General features: G+C 62.2%; 18 protein-coding genes. 6 read left to right on the top strand and 12 right to left on the bottom strand.

The genetic code is table 11. From position 1 onward, the window contains the following. Positions 1–11: 11 nt before the first annotated feature. The 6 genes from ASF84_RS00855 to ASF84_RS00830 all read right to left on the bottom strand — a co-directional run bounded on the left by ASF84_RS00855 (position 12) and on the right by ASF84_RS00830 (position 5,679). Positions 12–1,301 carry a sensor histidine kinase gene (locus ASF84_RS00855; protein ID WP_056834283.1) on the bottom strand — a complete coding sequence of 430 codons (1,290 nt, stop codon included), beginning with the start codon at positions 1,299–1,301 and terminating at the stop codon, positions 12–14. Then, complete coding sequence (gene colR / locus ASF84_RS00850) at positions 1,291–1,974, bottom strand: two-component system response regulator ColR (RefSeq protein ID WP_056834281.1); 684 nt, start codon at positions 1,972–1,974, stop codon at positions 1,291–1,293. The genes ASF84_RS00855 and colR overlap by 11 nt, the downstream gene beginning before the upstream one ends. 174 nt (positions 1,975–2,148) lie before the next feature. Then, positions 2,149–3,792, bottom strand: a complete 1,644-nt coding sequence (gene groL / locus ASF84_RS00845) for a chaperonin GroEL (protein ID WP_056834278.1) — start codon at positions 3,790–3,792, stop codon at positions 2,149–2,151. A 51-nt stretch (positions 3,793–3,843) separates the two neighbouring features. After that, a complete protein-coding gene (locus ASF84_RS00840) occupies positions 3,844–4,137 on the bottom strand; it encodes a co-chaperone GroES (RefSeq protein ID WP_056834276.1) in 294 nt (97 codons plus the stop codon). Between the two features lie 243 nt (positions 4,138–4,380). After that, positions 4,381–4,881 (bottom strand): FxsA family protein, encoded by a 501-nt coding sequence (locus ASF84_RS00835; protein ID WP_056834274.1) that lies wholly within the window; start codon positions 4,879–4,881, stop codon positions 4,381–4,383. Positions 4,882–4,947: 66 nt separating this feature from the next. Then, positions 4,948–5,679: a HugZ family pyridoxamine 5'-phosphate oxidase gene (locus ASF84_RS00830; protein ID WP_056834271.1), complete on the bottom strand. Its 732-nt coding sequence runs from the start codon at positions 5,677–5,679 to the stop codon at positions 4,948–4,950. A gap of 110 nt (positions 5,680–5,789) precedes the next feature. Here ASF84_RS00830 and ASF84_RS00825 point away from each other — a divergent pair, with 110 nt between their 5' ends. Next, positions 5,790–6,548 carry an SDR family oxidoreductase gene (locus tag ASF84_RS00825; protein WP_056834269.1) on the top strand — a complete coding sequence of 253 codons (759 nt, stop codon included), beginning with the start codon at positions 5,790–5,792 and terminating at the stop codon, positions 6,546–6,548. A gap of 52 nt (positions 6,549–6,600) precedes the next feature. Here ASF84_RS00825 and ASF84_RS00820 read toward each other — a convergent pair whose 3' ends face one another. Next, the gene (locus ASF84_RS00820; RefSeq protein ID WP_056834266.1) at positions 6,601–7,608 is read right to left on the bottom strand and encodes a DUF481 domain-containing protein; all 1,008 of its coding nucleotides are present in this window, start codon (positions 7,606–7,608) and stop codon (positions 6,601–6,603) included. A 139-nt stretch (positions 7,609–7,747) separates the two neighbouring features. On the opposite strand from ASF84_RS00820, the gene ASF84_RS00815 reads away from it, so the two are divergent. Together ASF84_RS00815 and ASF84_RS00810 are read left to right on the top strand one after the other, a co-directional pair. Then, positions 7,748–8,119, top strand: a complete 372-nt coding sequence (locus tag ASF84_RS00815) for an MGMT family protein (RefSeq protein ID WP_056834264.1) — start codon at positions 7,748–7,750, stop codon at positions 8,117–8,119. A gap of 42 nt (positions 8,120–8,161) precedes the next feature. Next, positions 8,162–9,691 (top strand): AmpG family muropeptide MFS transporter, encoded by a 1,530-nt coding sequence (locus tag ASF84_RS00810; RefSeq protein WP_056834261.1) that lies wholly within the window; start codon positions 8,162–8,164, stop codon positions 9,689–9,691. Between the two features lie 68 nt (positions 9,692–9,759). On the opposite strand, the gene ASF84_RS00805 is transcribed toward ASF84_RS00810, so the two are convergent. Together ASF84_RS00805 and ASF84_RS00800 are read right to left on the bottom strand one after the other, a co-directional pair. Next, a complete protein-coding gene (locus ASF84_RS00805; RefSeq protein ID WP_056834259.1) occupies positions 9,760–10,602 on the bottom strand; it encodes a mechanosensitive ion channel family protein in 843 nt (280 codons plus the stop codon). A gap of 138 nt (positions 10,603–10,740) precedes the next feature. Then, positions 10,741–11,226: a YajQ family cyclic di-GMP-binding protein gene (locus ASF84_RS00800; RefSeq protein ID WP_056834257.1), complete on the bottom strand. Its 486-nt coding sequence runs from the start codon at positions 11,224–11,226 to the stop codon at positions 10,741–10,743. A 114-nt stretch (positions 11,227–11,340) separates the two neighbouring features. On the opposite strand from ASF84_RS00800, the gene ASF84_RS00795 reads away from it, so the two are divergent. The 3 genes from ASF84_RS00795 to ASF84_RS00785 are packed head-to-tail and all read left to right on the top strand — an operon-like array spanning position 11,341 to position 14,976. Continuing rightward, a complete protein-coding gene (locus tag ASF84_RS00795; RefSeq protein WP_056834255.1) occupies positions 11,341–12,300 on the top strand; it encodes a putative 2-dehydropantoate 2-reductase in 960 nt (319 codons plus the stop codon). A gap of 45 nt (positions 12,301–12,345) precedes the next feature. Continuing rightward, positions 12,346–14,382, top strand: coding sequence for a sensor histidine kinase (locus tag ASF84_RS00790; protein ID WP_056834253.1), 2,037 nt, complete (start codon positions 12,346–12,348; stop codon positions 14,380–14,382). Positions 14,383–14,397: 15 nt separating this feature from the next. Next, a complete protein-coding gene (locus ASF84_RS00785; protein ID WP_056834251.1) occupies positions 14,398–14,976 on the top strand; it encodes a cob(I)yrinic acid a,c-diamide adenosyltransferase in 579 nt (192 codons plus the stop codon). 5 nt (positions 14,977–14,981) lie between these two features. Here ASF84_RS00785 and ASF84_RS00780 read toward each other — a convergent pair whose 3' ends face one another. The 3 genes from ASF84_RS00780 to secA all read right to left on the bottom strand — a co-directional run bounded on the left by ASF84_RS00780 (position 14,982) and on the right by secA (position 20,057). Beyond that, entirely contained in the window at positions 14,982–15,920 is a 939-nt protein-coding gene (locus ASF84_RS00780; protein ID WP_056834250.1) for a Nudix family hydrolase, read from the bottom strand. Between the two features lie 78 nt (positions 15,921–15,998). After that, positions 15,999–17,216: a bifunctional glutamate N-acetyltransferase/amino-acid acetyltransferase ArgJ gene (gene argJ, locus ASF84_RS00775; RefSeq protein ID WP_056834248.1), complete on the bottom strand. Its 1,218-nt coding sequence runs from the start codon at positions 17,214–17,216 to the stop codon at positions 15,999–16,001. 105 nt (positions 17,217–17,321) lie between these two features. Continuing rightward, complete coding sequence (gene secA / locus ASF84_RS00770; protein WP_056834245.1) at positions 17,322–20,057, bottom strand: preprotein translocase subunit SecA; 2,736 nt, start codon at positions 20,055–20,057, stop codon at positions 17,322–17,324. Between the last annotated feature and the right edge of the window lie 129 nt (positions 20,058–20,186).

The raw sequence follows: 20,186 nt of genomic DNA, 5'->3' as shown, positions 1-20,186 counted from the left end.
GAAAGGCCCGCTCAAGCGCGGGCCACTTCCAGACTGACCCTGAACCGGCACCCGTTTGGCTCATTGGGGGTCAGGCTCACGGTCCAGCCCTGGTTGGCGCAGATGCGCTGCACCAGTGACAAGCCCAGCCCCAATCCTTCGCCACGCTGTTCGTTACCCCGCACGAATGGCTCGAACATGGCTTCGCGCTTTTCCTCGGGGATGCCCACGCCACTGTCTTCGACCACAAAACCTTCAGCCTGCAACGTCAGGGCGATGAAACCGCTGTCGGTGTAATGCAGTGCATTGCGCAGCAAGTTGCCCATGACGGCCAGCAAGAAGGTCGCGTTGTAGCTGATATCGGGCGCCGGATCATTTTCACTGGGCGTGTAGATCAATTGCAGCCCCTTGCTTTCAATCGGCCCGCGCCATTGCGCAACCAATTGCTCTGCAGCGCTGTTGAGGGTCGCCTTGGGGGTCATGGTCGGGTCTTCGCGCTGGGTACGGGCCAGCATCAGGAAGGTCTGGACCAGATCGCGCATCTCTTCGCAGGCCCGGGCGATACGCTCGACCTGACGCCGGGCACGCTGGTCCAGCGCCGGGTTTTCCAGTAGCAGTTCGCACGAGCTGGCCAGCACCATCAAGGGCGTACGCAACTCATGGCTGACGTCACTGGTGAACATCCGTTCACGGCTCAGGGCCTGACGCAGTCGTCCCAGGGTGGCGTCGAAGGCCACAGCCAGTTCACCGACCTCATCGGCGGCATAATCAGGTGCCAGCGGTGGCGCCAGGCCCAACAACTGGTCGCGGTGTCGTACCTGGCGTGCCAGGCGCGATACAGGGGCGATGACCCGGCGCGCCAACACCCAGCCGAGAAACACGGCCAATGCCAGGGCCATGACAAAGCCCACCAGCACCACCGCGAACAACACGCGCTCGCGCTCCTCGAAATCGCTCTGGTCCTGCAGCAAGGCGTAGTGGCGGCCTTCGACCACCTCGATCATGGCGTGGTACGACAACGGGCCGCGAAACACCTCATGAAAGCCGGGCTCCAGGTGGCGTATGTCCTGTGGCAGGTCGAAATCGCCAGGACCGTTGCTGAAGTAGAACAACTGATCCTGCTTGGGTCGGTGACTCCAGTCGCTGACGCTGTCGGCCAGCAACAAGCGGTTGAGATCGCCACCCAGGCCGGCCGAAATCAGTTTTTCCTCGACCAGGTGCACCGTGGAGATGATGCCGACGGCGAAGGACCCGGCCACCAGTGCGCTCATCAGGGCAAAGGCGATGATGATCCGTTGGGCAAGGCTCTGTTTAAACTCCATCCCGGCCCTCGGCCAAGCGGTAGCCCACGCCGTGCACGGTGTGCAGCAGCGCTTTGGGGAACGGTTTGTCGATGACCTGGCGCAACTGGTGCACATGGCTGCGCAGGCTGTCGCTGTCCGGGCAGTCGTCGCCCCACAGCGCCTCTTCGAGAATCTCGCGGCGCAGCACATGCGGACTCTTCTGCATCAGCACCGCCAATAACTTGAGGCCGACCGGGTTGAGCTTGAGCAGTCGCCCTTCACGGGTGACCTCCAGGGTGTCGAGGTCGTAGACCAGATCGGCCACTTGCAGGGTCCGACGCCCGCCGCCCTGGGCACGACGCAACACCGCCTCGATACGTGCAGCCAGTTCCGACAGGGCAAATGGCTTGAGCAGGTAGTCGTCGGCACCCGAGCGAAAGCCTTGCAGGCGGTCGTCGAGCTGGTCGCGGGCCGTCAGCATGATGACCGGCGTATCGCGCCGGGCATCCTCACGCAGGCGCTTGCACAGCGTGTAGCCGTCGATGCCGGGCAGCATGATGTCCAGCACGATCAGATCGTAATGTTCGGTGGCGGCCAGGTGCAGGCCGGAAAGGCCGTCCTGGGCACAGTCGACGGTGTATCCCTTCATCCCCAGATAGTCGGCCAGGTTCGCCAGAATATCGCGGTTGTCTTCAACCAGAAGGATTCGCATGAGGCTCTCCGCAGGCAATGGGCTGGCGCAGCTTAGGGGCTGTTGACGTTGCAGTGCAAGCCGCAGCAATGGCTATGGCAACAGACCATCGCCGGCGTCATACATTTCATCCCCTGAATGAAAGAACCCCGCACGAGGCGGGGTTCTTCAGGTGACGCTTGAGGGTGAAGCGACTTACATCATGCCGCCCATGCCACCCATGCCGCCCATGTCCGGCATGCCGCCGCCGGCTGGCTTGTCTTCGGCGATGTCAGCGATCATGGCTTCGGTGGTGATCATCAGGCTGGCGATCGAGGACGCGGCCTGCAGAGCAGAACGAGTCACTTTCGCAGGGTCCAGGATGCCCATTTCGATCATGTCGCCGTATTCGCCGGACGCTGCGTTGTAACCGAAGTTACCCGAGCCTTGCTTGACCTTGTCAACCACAACGCTTGGCTCGTCGCCGGAGTTGGCCACGATCTGGCGCAGTGGCGCTTCAACAGCGCGACGCAGCAGAGCGATACCCACGTCCTGATCGGCGTTGTCGCCTTTCAGGCCTTCGATGGCCTGCAGCGAGCGAACCAGTGCTACGCCACCGCCAGGTACCACGCCTTCTTCGACGGCTGCGCGGGTAGCGTGCAGGGCGTCTTCAACGCGGGCTTTCTTCTCTTTCATCTCGACTTCGGAACCGGCGCCGACCTTGATCACGGCAACACCGCCGGACAGCTTGGCCAGGCGCTCTTGCAGTTTCTCTTTGTCGTAGTCGGAGCTGGTGTCGCCGATCTGCTGGCGGATCTGAGCGATGCGCGAGTCGATATCGGTTTTAACGCCAGCACCGTCGATGATGGTGGTGTTTTCCTTGTTCAGCACGACGCGCTTGGCGTTACCCAGGTGCTCCAGGGTGGTGCTTTCCAGGCTCAGGCCGATTTCTTCGGAAATCACGGTGCCGCCGGTCAGGACAGCGATGTCCTGCAGCATGGCCTTGCGACGGTCGCCGAAGCCTGGAGCCTTGACGGCTGCAACCTTGACGATGCCACGCATGTTGTTGACGACCAGGGTCGCCAGCGCTTCGCCTTCGACGTCTTCAGCCACGATCAGCAGCGGACGGCCGGCTTTGGCAACGGCTTCCAGCACTGGCAGCATTTCGCGGATGTTGGAGATTTTCTTGTCGACCAGCAACAGCAGCGGGCTGTCGAGCTCGGCCACCATGGTGTCCGGCTTGTTGATGAAGTACGGGGACAGGTAGCCACGGTCGAACTGCATGCCTTCTACAACCGACAGTTCGTTTTCCAGACCCGAACCTTCTTCAACGGTGATAACACCGTCTTTGGTCACTTTTTCCATGGCTTCGGCAATGATGTCGCCGATGGAAGTGTCGGAGTTGGCCGAGATGGTGCCGACCTGGGCAATCGCCTTGGTGTCGGTGCATGGCTTGGACAGCGACTTGAGCTGGGCAACGATGGCGATAGTCGCCTTGTCGATGCCGCGCTTGAGGTCCATCGGGTTCATGCCGGCAGCGACGGCTTTCAGGCCTTCGTTGACGATGGCCTGAGCCAGAACGGTCGCCGTGGTGGTGCCGTCACCGGCGTCGTCGTTGGCACGGGAGGCAACGTCTTTGACCAGCTGCGCGCCCATGTTTTCGAAACGGTCTTTCAGTTCGATCTCTTTGGCAACCGAAACGCCGTCCTTGGTGATCAGAGGAGCACCGAAGCTCTTCTCGATGATCACGTTACGGCCTTTAGGGCCCAGGGTCGCTTTTACAGCGTCAGCCAGGACGTTGACGCCTGCGAGCATTTTCTTGCGGCCGGCATCGCCGAATTTAACTTCTTTAGCAGCCATGATCGTTATTCCTTAAATACTGGGTAATCGCGGGAAATTGAGCGGGAGGACTCAGGCTTCGATGACGGCGAGGATTTCGTTCTCGCTCATCACCAGCAGGTCTTCGCCGTCTACTTTCACGGTGTTGCTGCCGGAGTAAGGGCCAAATACCACTTTGTCACCCACTTTCACGGCCAGCGCACGGACTTCACCGTTGTCCAGAACACGGCCGGTACCTACAGCAACGATTTCGCCACGGTTAGGCTTCTCGGCAGCCGAACCTGGCAGCACGATGCCACCGGCAGTTTTCGTTTCTTCTTCGCTGCGACGGATTACGACGCGGTCATGCAGAGGACGAAGCTTCATTGTCGATCTCCTGATTTTGTTTATACGTCCGGTGAGCACACCGGCGGTTTGTTGAATTCCGGCATGGCCGGGTACGGTTCGACGGGCGAACCGCAGAATACGGTCTGGCATCGAGCCAGAAACCTTGCGGTGACCCATACATAAGGGCACCCAAGGTGATTACAAGTGCAGGACGCGAAATTTTTTACATCGGCATCAAACGCACACGGCACCCGAAGGTGCCGTGTGCGGTGCAAGTGCCAGTCATTTGTCGCGGTGTTCGAACTCGCCTTCGATCACGTCGGGCTTGCGCGTCGGCGCATGAATCGCCCCTGAAGACTGAGGCTCCTGGGGTTGCCGGGCGTGCGGGTAGGCCTGCAGGTCGTCGGCAAAAGCGCGCTGGCGCATGGCCTGGTCTTCGGCGCGCTTGCGCAGCCTGGCGATCAGCAGGCGACGGGTGAACGGCAGCAGGCAGATCACGCCCAGGATGTCGCTGAGAAAACCGGGCAACAGCAACAGGCCGCCACCGACCGCCATCATCAGTCCTTCAAGCATCTGCTGGGCGGGCAACTGGCCACGCGCCAGGCTTTCACGGGCGCTCAGGGCGGTGGCAAGCCCTGCCACACGCATGATGAACAGACCGAGCATGGAGGTCGCCAGCACCAGCAGGAACGTCCACAAAAAGCCGATGGACATGCCGACCTTCACCAGGATGAACAGCTCGATCACTGGAAACAGGAGAAACAGCAGCAGAAAAACACGCATCAAATCGATTCCTCTAAGGAAGAACGTCTTCCAATAGACCCTATTTGCAGCCGGAAAGTCGTTAAATCAAGTGCCGGATGCGTCAGGGGTCGGCCATTCGCGGGCGCGGGCCAGATAAACCAAGGCTTCGCGAACCTGTATCGGAGTGTTGCAGGTTTCGCCAAAGGGTAACCAGAACAAAGCCTGACCAATACGCAAATGCAGGCCTTCGCTGTCGACGCCGACCATCTGCGCCGGCTCGGTCTGCGGCAGACCGGCCAGTTGCACATAATGAGCGATGGCCTGGGCGTGATCCTGATTCATGTGTTCGATCATCCCGGCCTCGCTGGCGCCGGCGAACGGGTTGGCCAGCGTCACATCATCAAGCCAGTGGATAGCACCGAAGCCACCGATGTAGCGATAGCGCACCGGGGTCAGCCGCCAGAAATCGAAATCGTGGGCACTGTGATAGCTCTGTGACTCCGGAAAATAGCGGTAGTAACGCCGGGCCGCTGCCGCGATGCTGTCGGGCTCGGTAAGCTTGTGCCCTTCGGCCATCATCGTGATACGCCCCACGGCCTGGACGTTGGCGGCCTCGCGTTCGCCCACCAGCAGCGAACACTTGGGATCCTGCAACAGGTTATGGGTGTGCTGGGCGATACGGCTGATAAGGATCAGCGGCATGCCCTGCCCGTCCAGGCAATAAGGCACCACGGAGCCGAACGGAAAGCCGGGCATCGACTTGGAGTGCGTGGACAGTACGCCACGGTATTCGCGCAGCAACAGCTCGCGGGCCGATCGAGAGGCTTTGGCGCTCATCGTGTTTCCTTATCAGGGTGAGTGGCAGGTCGATACATGGGCTCGACTGCTATACCTATCAGTGGCATGCCCGCCATGCCATCACTATGACTTGTTCAATGGGCACGCGTATGGAATTGAAAGGCAAGTTAATCATTATTACCGGTGGATGCCAGGGGTTGGGCCTGGCGATGGCGCGCCACCTGGCAGGCCGTGGGGCGAACCTGGCGCTGCTGGACCTTGATCAGGACAAGCTTGATGCGGCGGTGGCGACCTGTACAGCGCTGGGCGTCCAGGCCCATGCGTACCTGTGCAATGTCACCGACGAGGCGCAGGTGGTCGAGACCGTTGCGCGCATTGCCGCCGACAGCGGTGCGATCCACGGGCTGATCAATAATGCCGGCATCCTGCGCGACGGCCTGCTGGTCAAGGTCAAGGATGGGCAGATCAGCACCATGAGCCTGGCGCAGTGGCAGTCGGTGATCGATGTCAACCTGACCGGCGTGTTCCTGTGCACCCGCGAAGTGGCCGCCACCATGGTCGAGCAGAAGAGCCAGGGCGCGATCATCAACATTTCGTCAATCTCGCGGGCCGGCAATATCGGCCAGACCAACTACGCCGCATCCAAGGCCGGTGTGGTCGCTGCCACCGTGACCTGGGCGCGGGAGCTTGCGCGCTACGGCATTCGCGTGGCGGCTGTGGCACCCGGTTTTATCGAGACGGAAATGACCGGCAGCATGAAACCCGAAGCGCTGGAAAAGATGACCTCGGCCATCCCGCTCAAGCGCATGGGCACGCCCGAGGAAATTGCCCACGGCGTGGCGTTCATTCTGGAAAACGATTATTTCAGCGGCCGGGTGCTGGAGCTCGATGGCGCCATGCGCCTCTGAAGACAACGATGGCCTGACGGTTTGCCGTCAGGCCACGTGCAGCCTGCAAGACTTACCAGGTCACGCCGAAGCCTGCGGTGTAGCGGGTCTTGTCGACGTCGCCGTCATTGGAGCCGCTGATGATGTCTTTCTCGGCCTTGAGGTTCAGCGAGGCCCAGTCGGTGACCTTGTAACGCAGGCCGACCTCGACATCCAGGGCATAATCAGCCACGCCGCTCAGCGGCTTGCCCAACTCGCCGTTGGTGAAGAACTCGAACTTCTTGCCCACCAGATAGCGGTTGTAATCCCAGGTGCCGGCCACGGCATAGAAGTTTTCCTTCTGCCCGTTGGAGAACTGGTAATCGGTGCGATTGAGCAAGGCGCCGACCTTGAAGGCGCCCAGTTCGTCATCCCACAGCTGGTAGCCGGGACCGGTACCGACCGTGCGCTCGCGGCTCAGGTCTTCGATCTTGTCGCGCTTGTAATTGACCCGGCCGTCCCAGAAGAATTTGTCGGTCAGGAAATAATCGAGCGAGTATTCGGCACTCCAGTTGTCCGTGCTGACCACGTCGTCCTGGCTTTCGCGGTTATATTCGCCCTTGGCATTGTGGCGCCAGCGGTCATGGCGTGCCGAGGTCTTGAACGCCAGGTTGTAGTCGTCGGTGTCGTTCTCGGCTTTCTGGAAGTCCACCGCCGCATCGATATTGCCCTTCCAGACCAGGTCGGTGATCACAGGCTTCGGCTTGATGATCTGCTGGATACTGGCAAGCTCCACGGTCTTGGGCGCGCCGCCCTCGGACAGCACCACCTTGCCCTCGTCACTGGCTTGCAGGGACTGGGCGACTTCGCCGGTGTACTCGCCCTGCTTGACCAGCAGCGGCTCCTTGCTTTCCAGGGTCTTGATCTGTTTCCAATCCAGCGCGATGGCACCACCATAATCGGTCTGCAGCAACAGCTTGCCGCCGTCGAACAGCTTGATCGTGCCGCTCAGGCGGTCGCCGTTCTTCAGCCAGACAGTGTCGGCAAGCAAGGGGGTGGAGGCGCAGGTTACAGCGAGGCACAGCAGGGTTCTGGACAACATAAGCAACGACCGGACTCTGGCAGAAATTCAGGCATTATCCGTCGGCAGCACTTCGCAGGAACAGCCGCGGGACGCGATTAGCACTGACCCATGGAATGTTCTGTAGTTCAAATCCCCACGGACCGCGCATCGAATAAACATGAACGAACCCAACCCTGCCACTGTCGACGAACCCTCTGGCCTGTCGCCTGCCGAAATGCGCAAGACCGCGCTGTACCTGACCTTGCATCAAGTGCCTGCCGGTCATGTCATCAGCTATGGCGAACTGGCCCGACTGGCCGGGCTTGGCCGGGCCGCCCGCTGGGTGGGGCGCACCCTGGGCCAGCTGCCCGAGGGCTCGACCCTGCCCTGGCACCGGGTGCTGGGTGCCGGCGGTCGGATCAGCCTGGCGGCCGGCACGCCCTCAGGCGACGAGCAGCGCGCCCGATTGCGCGCCGAGGGCATTACCGTCCGCAATAATCGTGTGGATATGCAGCGCCATGGCTGGCGTCCCATGCAGCACAGCGGTTAGAGTGCGCCCTTTGTTTTCGTTACCCGAGGCCGTTCTTAGCTCATGCCCCGTAAAACCTGGCGCGCCGCGCTCGCCGCTTATGCCAGCCCGTCAACGTTCGTGCTGCTGCTGCTGGGCTTTGCTGCCGGCCTGCCTTACATGCTGGTGTTTTCCACCCTGTCGGTCTGGTTGCGCGAAGCCGGGGTCGCGCGTGAAACCATCGGCTACGCCAGCCTGATCGGCCTGGCCTATGCGTTCAAGTGGGTCTGGTCGCCCTTGCTCGACCAGTGGCGCCTGCCGTTGCTCGGCAAACTCGGCCGGCGCCGCTCCTGGCTGGTGCTGTCGCAGACCCTGGTGATGCTGGGGCTGATCGGCATGGGCTTTTGCGATCCCCAGCAGCATCTGTCCTGGCTGATCGCCATTGCCGTCGTGGTGGCCTTTGCCTCGGCCACGCAAGACATCGCCATCGACGCCTACCGCCTGGAAATCGCCCAGGACACCCAGCAAGCCGCACTGGCAGCCAGCTACATGTCCGGCTATCGGGTGGCTGCCCTGCTGTCGACCGCCGGCGCCCTGTATTTCGCCGAAGGCTTCGGCTCTACCGGCTTTGCCTACAAGCACTCGGCCTGGACCGGCACTTACCTGCTGTTCGGCCTGCTGATGCTGCCGGCACTGGCGGTCACGTTCATCATGCGCGAACCACCGGTGCCGCTGCGCACGCAATTGTCGGCAGCGCGCTACGGCTTCACCCATCAACTGGCTTCGGTGTTCGTGCTGATCGTGCTGCTGGTGTCGGTGCCGGCGATGTTCACCCAGTTGTACAACACCGACTTTGCCAGCGTGCTGTTCGGCGCCACGGGCTGGACCGACCTGCTGCTGGAAGACCGGGCGTTCCTGCGTGCCATCCTCTATACCCTGCTCACGCTGGGCTGCCTGTCATCGATGGGCCGCCGGGGGCTGGCGCCGGTGCTGACGCCGGTCAATGATTTCATCATGCGCTACCGCTGGCAGGCGCTGCTGTTGCTGGGGCTGATTGCCACGTACCGCATGTCGGACACGGTGATGGGCGTCATGGCCAACGTCTTCTATATCGACCAGGGCTTTACCAAGGAGCAGATCGCCAGTGTCAGCAAGCTGTTCGGCCTGGTGATGACCCTGGTCGGTGCGGGTGCGGGCGGCCTGTTGATCGTGCGCTTCGGCATCATGCCGATCCTGTTCATCGGCGGCCTGAGTTCGGCGGCCACCAACATCCTGTTCCTGTTGCTGGCCGACATGGGGCCGAACGTGAAGATGCTGATCCTGACCATCTCACTGGATAACTTCAGTTCGGGGCTGGCGACGTCAGCCTTCGTGGCCTACCTGTCGAGCCTGACCAACCTGCGCTTCTCGGCCACCCAGTACGCATTGCTCAGCTCGATCATGCTGCTGTTGCCGCGCCTGATCGGGGGGTATTCGGGGGTGATGGTGGAAAAACTCGGCTACCACAACTTCTTTCTGATCACCGCCCTGCTGGGGGTGCCGACGCTGGTGATGATCATCCTGCAGTGGAATCGCGAGCTACGCCCGCAAGAGCCGCTGGAAGACACACCCTGAGACGGCTCCTCTGCGCCCGTACGAGCGCCCCGGCCTGAACGCCGGGTCGCTCAACGCCCCGTGTGCGTCTACACCTTCGGCGTATCCTGCACCACGCGGATCACCCGCTGTGGGTAAGGAATGTCGATACCGGCGGCTTTCAGGCGGTCCCGGACCTCGATATTGAACTTCGACACCAGATCGCCCATATCGCCGGTCTTGGTCCAGACGCGCAATTGCAGGGTAATCGCGTTATCGCCGAGCACTGTCACGACCGCCTGCGGTGCCGGGTCCTTGAGCACCCGGGGATCGTCGGCCATGTCCAGCAGCACCTGCTGGGCCTGCTTGAGGTCGGCCTCGTAGTCAACGCCCACATCGAACACGATCTTGCGGGTCGGCTGGCGATTGGTGTTGGTGATGATGCCGTTGGACAAGATGCCATTGGGCACGATCACTGTACGGTTATCGCCCGTGCGCAGGATGGTGTGGAAAATCTGGATATTATCGACCGTGCCCGACACATTCTGCGCCTCGATCCAGTCACCGATGCGAAACGGCCTGAACAGCAGAATCAGCACGCCGCCGGCAAAGTTCGACAGGCTGCCCTGCAGCGCCAGGCCGATGGCCAGGCCCGCCGCACCGATGGCGGCCACGAACGAGGTGGTCTCGATCCCGATCATCGACGCCACGCTGACGATCAACAGGATCTTGAGAATGATATTGGCCAGGCTGCTGACAAACCCCTGCAGCGCCTGATCGGCATTGCGCAGCGCCAGCAAGGCGCCGACCTTGTTGGTCAGGCGGTTGATCAGCCACCAACCGATGCACAGCGTAACCAGCGCCAGCAACACACGGCTGCCGTACTGCATGATCAGTGGAACCCAGGACTGGGAAATCTTCCACAGGTGGTCCACTTCAGCATTCAAATCCATCGTTTACTCCTTGAAACGGGTCAATCGACAACGCCTGGGCGTCACGACAATCAAGCAAGCGTGACACCCGGCAGAGACAGGAAAACAGAAGGCATCGAGGCTGCCCAGGCGCACCGGCAGCCCGACCAGGTGCAGGACTCAGTCGCGGAAGTTGTTGAACTGCAAGGGCAGCTCGGCATCGAAGGCGCGCAGCAGGGCAATGGCTTCCTGCAGATCGTCACGCTTCTTGCCAGTGATGCGCACCTGCTCGCCCTGGATGGCTGCCTGGACCTTGAGCTTGGCGTCCTTGACGTGCGCGACGATCTTCTTGGCCTGTTCCTTGTCGATCCCTTCGCGCAGGGTCGCTTCCTGCTTCATCAGCTTGCCCGAGGCGTAGGCTTCCTTGACTTCCAGGCACTTGACGTCGATCTTGCGCTTGACCAGCGACAGCTTGAGGATCTCGATCATCGCCTCAAGCTGAAAATCGGCTTCAGCGGTGAGCGTGATCGCCAGGTCCTTTTCCTTGAATTCGAAAGTCCCCTTGCCTTTGAGGTCGTAACGGCGGTCCAGCTCCTTGATCGCGTTGTCGACGGCATTAGTGACTTCGTGTTTATCCAATTCGGACACTACGTCGAACGAGGGCATTTAAGGTTCTCCAGTTGAACGGCGTGCGCGAATCATTCACGGGCACGCATGACTTGACGGTTTGAAAGAGCGGTCATTATAACGAGACTTTTCCAGCCTTCACTGTGAGCCTTGATGTCTGACCGCGATTTGCTGCACCCGCTTGCATCGCCCGCTACTGCCTGGCATATCCTGGGCGCTGGCAGCCTGGGCGGATTATGGGCGACGCGCCTGGCACGGGCCGGCCTGCCGGTGCGGCTGATCCTGCGCGATGCAGCCAGGCTGGCGGCCTATCGTGCCCATGGCAGTCATCTGACGCTGATCGAACAGGATCGTTGCGTCCAGTGGCCGATCGCGGCCGAAACCGCAGCCAGCGACGCCCCTATCGAGCGCCTGCTGGTGGCGTGCAAGGCCTACGACGCCGAACAGGCCGTCGCCGCACTGAGACCGCGCCTGAGTGCCCAGGCCGACGTCATCCTGCTGCAGAACGGCCTGGGCAGCCAGGAGGCCGTTGCGGCGCTGATTCATCCGCGGCGCTGTATCTTTGCCTCCAGCACCGAGGGCGCGTTTCGCGAAGCGGACTGGCAGGTGCGCTTTGCCGGGCACGGCTTCACCTGGCTGGGCGATGTGCAAGACCCGGCAGCCCCCACCGCCCTGCTGGACGATCTGCATACCGCAGGCATCAGCCATGAATGGACACCGGACATTCTGACCCGCCTGTGGCGCAAGCTGGCACTCAATTGCGCGATCAATCCCCTGACGGTATTGCATGACTGCCGCAATGGCGGCCTGCTGGAGCACCCGTGCGAAGTCGCGACCCTGTGCCAGGAGCTGACCGAACTGCTGCAGCGCTGCGGTCAACCTGCCGCCGCACACGACCTGCACAGCGACGTACTGCGCGTCATCCAGGCCACGGCCGCCAACTACTCGTCGATGTACCAGGATGTCGCCCACGGCCGGCGTACCGAAATCGCCTACCTGCTGGGCTATGCCAGCGCCGCAGCACGTCGCCATCGCTGCACGATCCCGCATGTACAGCAATTGCACCACCGCTTGTGCCAGCATCTGGCCGCCAAGGGTTTGCGTAGCGACTAGCCCGCGCTACCCTGCTGGCACCCTTTGTCGTCGTGTGATCTGCCCATGCCCCTGCGTCAACGATTGGATAACCTGCCGGTTGGCCAGAAGCTGCTGGCAGCCCTGCTGGTCTTGCTGACCACCGTGCTGCTGGTGGCCAACCTGACCTTTATCGGCGCGGCCTACTACATCTCCCAGGAAGCCATGGCGCCCCAGGCCATGCAGACCATCGGCCGACTGATCAGCAGCGCCAATCTCAACGAGCGGGCGCTCGACTCGAGTACCGACGCCCAGGCCTTGCTGAACGAGCTCAAGAGCTACAGCCCGCTGCGAGCAGCGGCGGTGTATGACAATGACGGCCAGCGCCTGGCGCAATTGCAGCAAGGCGACGCGCTGGACCTGCCCAGCCGCTACAGCGGCATCGAGAGCTGGCGGCTGACCGAGTTTCGCACCACTCAGGTCATCACGGTGCCCAAGGGTGATCAGCCACCGGGGCACTTGTTGCTGGTGGCCAGCAGCGAATTGCCTGCCGCGTTCTACAGCGGCACGCTGACCGCCAGCCTGGGCATTCTGGTATTCAGCATTCTGCTGTGGATGGTGGTGGCCCGACAGATTCGCCGCCTGATCACCGAGCCGATCTACCAGCTTGAAGAGCTGTCGCGCCAGGTGACCCGCGAAGAGAACTACGCCCTGCGGGTCGGGCCGGGCAACAAGGACGAGATCGGCAGCCTGGCCTCGGCTTTCAATACCATGCTGGCCCGTATCGAGGCTCGCGAGCAGCAGCTCAAGCGCGCCCGCGACGACTCACAGGACGCCTATGACCAGGCCCGCGGACTGGCTGAAGAAACCCGGCGCACCAACCGCAAGCTGGAACTGGAAGTGCAGGTGCGCGGCAAGATCGAAAAGAAACTCACCGGTTTCCAGAATTACCTCAACAGCATCATCGACTCGATGCCGTCAGCAATGATTGCCCTGGATGAACAGCTGTACGTGACCCAGTGGAATCAGGAGGCCGCCACCTTGTCCGGCACGCGGCTGGACGAGGCGCTCAACCAGCCGATCTTCATTGCCTTCGAACCGATGCGCGCGTTCATGCCGCAGCTCAAGCAGACCGTCGAGCAGCACAGCGTCACCAAGATCGAGCGGGTGACCTGGATCAAGCAGGACGAGCCCCGTCACTATGCGCTGACCTTCTACCCGCTGACCGGCGACGCCGGACGCGGCGTGGTGATCCGTATCGATGACATTACCCAGCGCATTTCCCTGGAAGAAATGATGGTGCAGTCGGAAAAAATGCTCTCGGTCGGCGGCCTGGCCGCCGGCATGGCGCATGAGATCAACAACCCGCTGGGCGCGATCCTGCACAATGTGCAGAACATCCGCCGCCGCCTGTCGCCGGAGCTGCCCAGAAACCTGGAGCAGGCGCAAAGCGAGGGCCTGGACCTTGAGCAGGTCAATCGCTACCTGACTGCCCGCGAAGTACCGGCCTTGCTCGACGGCATCCAGCAGGCCGGCGCCCGCGCCGCCAAGATCGTCAGCCACATGCTCAATTTCAGTCGCCTGAGCAACCGGCAACTGGCGCTGTGCGACCTGCCGGCGCTGATCGATCAGGCAGTGGAAATCGCCAGCAACGATTTCGACCTGGCCATCGGCTTTGACTTCAAGGGCCAGCACATCATTCGTCAGTTCGACCCTGACCTTGGCCCGGTGCCATGCATCTCCAACGAGCTGGAACAGGTGCTGCTCAACCTGCTCAAGAACGCTGCCCAGGCGATTCATCAGCGTGGCAATGACGATGAGCCGGGGCGTATTACCCTGCGCACACGCCTCAATCCGCCCTGGGCGGAAATCCAGGTCGAAGACAACGGCATCGGCATGTCCGAAAGCGTGCGCAAGCGCACCTTCGAGCCGTTTTTCACCACCAAGGAGATCGGCCAGGGCACCGGTCTCGGCCTGTCGGTGTCGTACTTCATCATCACCAACAATCACAAGGGCCAGATGGAAGTGCAATCGTCCATTGGCCTGGGCACCTGCTTTACCCTGCGCCTGCCGCTGGTGGCCAACCAGGTCACGGTGCCGGCCTATGTCATCAACAAGCCTTGAACAGGAGCGACACGTATGGGCTTTCGCCTGTCGAAAATCTACACACGTACCGGAGACAGCGGCGAAACCGGGCTGGGCGACGGCCGTCGGGTGCCCAAGGATCATCCGCGCATCGAGGCCATTGGCGAGGTGGACACGCTTAACAGTCAGTTAGGGCTGCTGCTGGCCGGACTGAACGAGGCCGTGGAGCAACGCCCGGCGCTGGCCGAGGTGATCGAGGTGCTTGCGCCCTGCCAGCATCGGCTGTTCGATCTGGGCGGCGAATTGGCGATGCCGGCCTACCAGGCCTTGAACACCCAGGAAATCGAGCGCCTGGAAGCGGCGATCGACCTGTGGAACGATGAACTGGGCCCGCTGGAGAACTTCATCCTGCCCGGCGGCTCGGCGCTGATCGCCCAGGCCCATGTCTGCCGCAGCCTGGCCCGCACGGCAGAACGGCGCTGCCAGCAACTTAATGCCATCGAGCCACTGCAGGGCGTGGGGCTGGCGTATATCAACCGACTGTCGGATCTGCTGTTTGTGGCAGCCCGGCTGATTGCCAGGCGCCAGGGAGTGGATGAAATCCTGTGGCAGGCGGCGCCCAAGCCGCAGTAGACGCGCTACGGCCAGAAGGCGCGGATGCCGGCCACGCCTTGTGCGCCGCTGTCCCAGGCCTGCTGGCGCTGGTCAGGGCCGACGCCGCCGAGCAGGAACACCGGCTTGCCGAAGCCTGCGATCAGGTGCGTGGCCTGCTCCCAACCCAGCGGTTGGGCCTCGGGATGGGTGTGGGTTGGCTGCACGGGGGACAGGGTGACGAAATCCACACCCATCTGTTCAGCCAGCGCCAGCTCTTCAGCGTCATGGCATGACGCCGCCAGCCAGCGCTCGGTCGGGAATGGCCGGCCGCGGCTGGCGTACTTGCGCAACTGCGCAGCCGTCAGGTGCCAACCAGCGGCCGGAAAGTCACCCAGCCATTCCAGAGGCCCCTTGAGCATCAGTTGCGCCTTGCCGGCGCACAGGCCCACCGCGTCCACCGCAAGGTCACGGTAGGCCGGGTCATAGCCGCCCGGTGCCCGCAGCTGGATCAGCCTTGCGCCCTGGGCCACGGCGCGCTGGATACCGCGCAGCAGCTCACCGTTTTCCAGGCCTTCAGGGGTGATCAGGTACTGGTCGGGCAGACGGGCCGCCGCAACGATCGGTTGATTGGCCGCCGGAAATTCGTAATCGGGCAATTCGCGTGGTGTGACCCAGGCCAGGGGCTGGCCTTCGGCGCCGTGCGGTTCGCCGCTGAAACCTGATACCTCCCAGACATCCAGCAAGACATGCTTGTCGGGGTAGTCGTGCTGCACTTTGATCAGCGGGCGCGCCGCCTCGACCTCGATGCCCAGCTCTTCGCGCAACTCCCGGACCAGTGCGAGCCGGGGTGCTTCGCCCTCCTCGACCTTGCCGCCGGGAAACTCCCAGAGGCCGCCCTGGTGCTGGGTATCAGCGCGCCGGGCGATGAGAATCCTGCCATCGTGGCCGCGAATCACGGCCGCCACTACATGGATACGTTTCATTGCACGGTTTCCTCTTTTGCAGGTTCGCGGCTAAAGCCGCTCCTGCGAAAGATCAGGAGCGGCTGTGCGGCGGGTCAGTCAGGTACGGTATTCGGCGTTGATTTTCACGTATTCGTGCGACAGGTCGGTGGTCCAGATGGTTTCGCTGCAATCGCCCCGGCCCAGCTCGATACGGATGGTGATTTCTTCGCGGGCCATGACCTCGGCGCCCTGGGCCTCGGTGTAGCTGGCCGAACGGCAGCCCTGGCTGGCAATACACACTTCGCCCAGGAATACGTCGATCAGGCTGACATCCAGTTCCGGTACGCCGGCGCGGCCGACGGCGGCCAGGATACGGCCCCAGTTAGGGTCCGAGGCAAACAGTGCGGTCTTGATCAGCGGCGAATGCGCCACGGCATAGCCGACGTCCAGGCACTCCTGGTGGTTGCCGCCGCCGTTGACCTGGACGGTGACGAACTTGGTCGCGCCCTCGCCGTCGCGCACGATGGCCTGGGCCACCTCCATGCACACTTCAAAAACGGCCTTTTTCAAGGCCTCGAACAGCGGACCGCTGGCTTCGGTCACTTCCGGCAGGTCGGCCTGGCCTGTAGCGATCAGCATGCAGCAGTCGTTGGTCGAGGTGTCGCCATCGATGGTGATGCGGTTGAACGACTTGTTGGCGCCGTCGAGCATCAGGTCCTTGAGGACGTTCTGCGACACCTTGGCGTCGGTGGCGATGTAACCGAGCATGGTCGCCATGTTCGGCCGGATCATGCCGGCGCCCTTGCTGATACCGGTCACGGTCACGGTCACGCCGTCGTGCTGGAACTGGCGGCTGGCGCCTTTTGGCAAGGTGTCAGTGGTCATGATGCCGGTGGCGGCAGCCGCCCAGTTGTTCACCGACAGATCATCCAGCGCCGCTTGCAGGGCGCCTTCGATCTTTTCCACCGGCAGCGGTTCACCGATCACACCGGTGGAAAATGGCAGCACGGCCTCGGCCGGCACGCCGGTCAGCCCGGCCAGCTTCTCGCAGGTACGACGGGCCGCGGCCAGGCCTGGCTCGCCGGTGCCGGCGTTGGCATTGCCGGTGTTGGTCAGCAGGTAGCGAACGGTGCCCTGCACGCGCTGCCTGGCCAGGATCACCGGCGCGGCGCAGAAGGCATTGAGGGTGAATACACCGGCCACGCTGGAGCCTTCGGCACAGCGCATCACGACCACGTCCTTGCGCCCGGGTCGCTTGATACCGGCCGAGGCGATACCCAGTTCAAAACCGGCAACCGGGTGCAATGTAGGCAAAGGACCAAGACCAACAGCCATGCGTGCGCTCCTTGAGCTTTATCTGCGCCGTATCGGTACGGCGATCAATGAAAAAACGCCGCGACGGCAAGAGCCGGTCGCGGCGTGGTGTCAACGGACAGCGGCTTAGCCGATCTGACCGTGGCAGTGCTTGAACTTCTTGCCTGAACCACACCAGCACAGCTCGTTACGGCCGCGCTTCTGGTCGTTGCGCACCGGATCGGCCGCCGCTACGGCGAGTTCTTCGCTGTCTTCGCTGGCCACCTGCTCGATGCCCGGCGCATCGGCATGCTGGAACTGCATGCGCTCGGCCAGCTCTTCGGCCTCGCGGCGCAGGCGCGCCTCTTCTTCCTCGGGGTCTTCGCGACGCACCTGGACATGAGACAGCACACGAATGGTGTCGCGCTTGATCGAGTCGAGCAGCTCCTGGAACAGGGTGAACGACTCGCGCTTGTACTCCTGCTTCGGGTTCTTCTGCGCATAGCCGCGCAGGTGGATACCGTGGCGCAGGTGGTCCATGGTCGACAGGTGGTCTTTCCACAGGTCGTCGATCACACGCAAGAGGATCTGCTTCTCGAAGGTGCGCAGGGCATCGGCACTGGCCTGCTCTTCCTTCTCGTTGTAGGCGCTGAGCAGCTCCTCGAGCAGCTTGGCGCGCAGCGTCTCTTCGTGCAGGTGATCGTCTTCGTCGAGCCACTGCTGGATCGGCAGCTTCACGGCGAAGTCCGAGTTCAGCGAGGCTTCAAGACCCGCCACGTCCCACTGTTCGGGCAGCGATTGCGGCGGAATGTGCTGGCTGATCAGGTTGTTCAGCACTTCCTGACGGAAGTCGGCAATGGTGTCGCCGATATTGGTGGCCGCCAGCAGGCTGTTGCGCATGTGGTAGATCACCTTGCGCTGCTCGTTGGACACGTCGTCGAATTCCAGCAATTGCTTGCGGATATCGAAGTTGCGGCCTTCGACCTTGCGCTGGGCCTTTTCGATGGCGTTGGTGACCATCCGGTGTTCGATCGCTTCGCCGGACTGCATGCCCAGCGCCTTCATGAAGTTCTTCACCCGGTCGGAGGCGAAGATGCGCATCAGGCTGTCTTCGAGCGACAGGTAGAAACGGCTGGAGCCGGTGTCCCCCTGGCGACCGGCACGGCCACGCAACTGGTTGTCGATACGCCGCGATTCGTGACGCTCGGAAGCGATCACATGCAGGCCACCGGCCTCGATCACTTGCTGGTGACGCTTCTGCCAGTCGGCCTTGATCTGCGCGATCTGCTCGGGCGTCGGGTCTTCCAGGTTGGCGACTTCGACTTCCCAGTTGCCACCCAGCAGGATGTCGGTACCGCGACCGGCCATGTTGGTGGCGATGGTCAGCGCGCCGGGGCGGCCGGCCTGGGCAATGATCTCGGCTTCCTTCTCGTGGAACTTGGCGTTGAGCACCTTGTGGTCGATGCCTTCCTTGCGCAGCAGCGCCGACATGTGCTCGGAGGTCTCGATGGTCGCAGTACCCACCAGCACCGGGCGGTTTTCAGCCAGGCACGCCTTGATGTCGGCGACGATGGCCGCGTACTTCTCTTCGGCGGTCAGGTACACCAGGTCGTTGAAGTCCTTGCGCGCCAACGGCTTGTTCGGCGGAATGACCATGACCGACAGGTTGTAGATCTGGTGGAACTCGAACGCTTCGGTGTCGGCCGTGCCGGTCATGCCCGACAGCTTGTTGTACAGGCGGAAGTAGTTCTGGAACGTGGTCGAGGCCAGGGTCTGGCTTTCGGCCTGGATATTGAGGTTTTCCTTGGCCTCGATGGCCTGGTGCAGGCCCTCGGACAGGCGACGACCCGGCATGGTACGGCCGGTGTGCTCGTCGACCAGCAGCACCTGGCCATCCTGGACGATGTACTCGACGTTGCGGTTGAACAGCTTGTGCGCACGCAGGCCGGCATACACATGGGTCAGCAGGCCCAGGTTGTGCGCCGAGTACAGGCTCTCGCCTTCGGCCAGCAGGCCGGCGGTGGTGAGCATCTCTTCGATGAACTGGTGACCGGCCTCATTGAGTTCGACCTGGCGGGTCTTCTCGTCAATGGTGTAGTGGCCTTCCTGCGTGACCTGGCCTTCGACTTCCTCGACATGCTGCTTGAGCGTCGGAATCAGGCGGTTGATCTCGGTGTACAGGCGCGAGCTGTCTTCGGCCTGGCCGGAGATGATCAGCGGGGTACGGGCTTCGTCGATGAGAATCGAGTCGACTTCGTCGATCACCGCGAAGTTGAGTTCGCGCTGGAACTTGTCCTCCATGCTGAAGGCCATGTTGTCGCGCAGGTAGTCGAAACCGAACTCGTTGTTGGTGCCGTAGGTAATGTCGGCCGCATAGGCGGCGCGCTTTTCTTCGGGCGGCTGGAACGGGGTGACGATGCCGACGGTCAGGCCGAGGAACTCATACAGCGGCCGCATCCAGTTGGCATCACGACGGGCCAGGTAGTCGTTGACCGTGACCACGTGCACGCCCTTGCCGGACAGGGCATTGAGGTAGACACCCAGGGTACCGACCAGGGTCTTGCCCTCACCGGTACGCATCTCGGCGATCTGCCCTTCGTGCAGGGTCATGCCGCCAATCAGCTGGACGTCGAAGTGACGCATGCCCATGACGCGCTTGCCGGCCTCACGGGCCACGGCGAAGGCTTCAGGGAGCAGTTGATCGAGGGTTTCGCCTTTGGCTATGCGGGCCTTGAACTCTTCGGTCTTGGCGCGCAGTTGCTCATCCGAAAGGGCCACCATTTGCTCTTCGAAGGCATTGACGATCTGTACCGTCTTGAGCATGCGCTTGACTTCACGCTCGTTCTTGCTTCCAAAAAGTTTTTTTAACAAAGGCGCAAACATATCGACAGGATCTTCCACACATAGGAATGGAGGGCGGCCCCGTGAGTCGCCCGTGCGACCCTCATGGTCGCATGCGAACGAGCATTCTACCCGGAAACGGTGGTGAGGAAAGTGGCGTTATTCCACGAT

Origin of the sequence: Pseudomonas sp. Leaf127, assembly GCF_001423155.1 — a bacterium.
In the GTDB taxonomy this organism is placed as follows: Bacteria; Pseudomonadota; Gammaproteobacteria; order Pseudomonadales; family Pseudomonadaceae; genus Aquipseudomonas; species Aquipseudomonas ovata.
The sequence above is the reverse complement of the archived record's forward strand: the minus strand, read 5'-3'. Positions and strand labels throughout refer to the sequence as shown.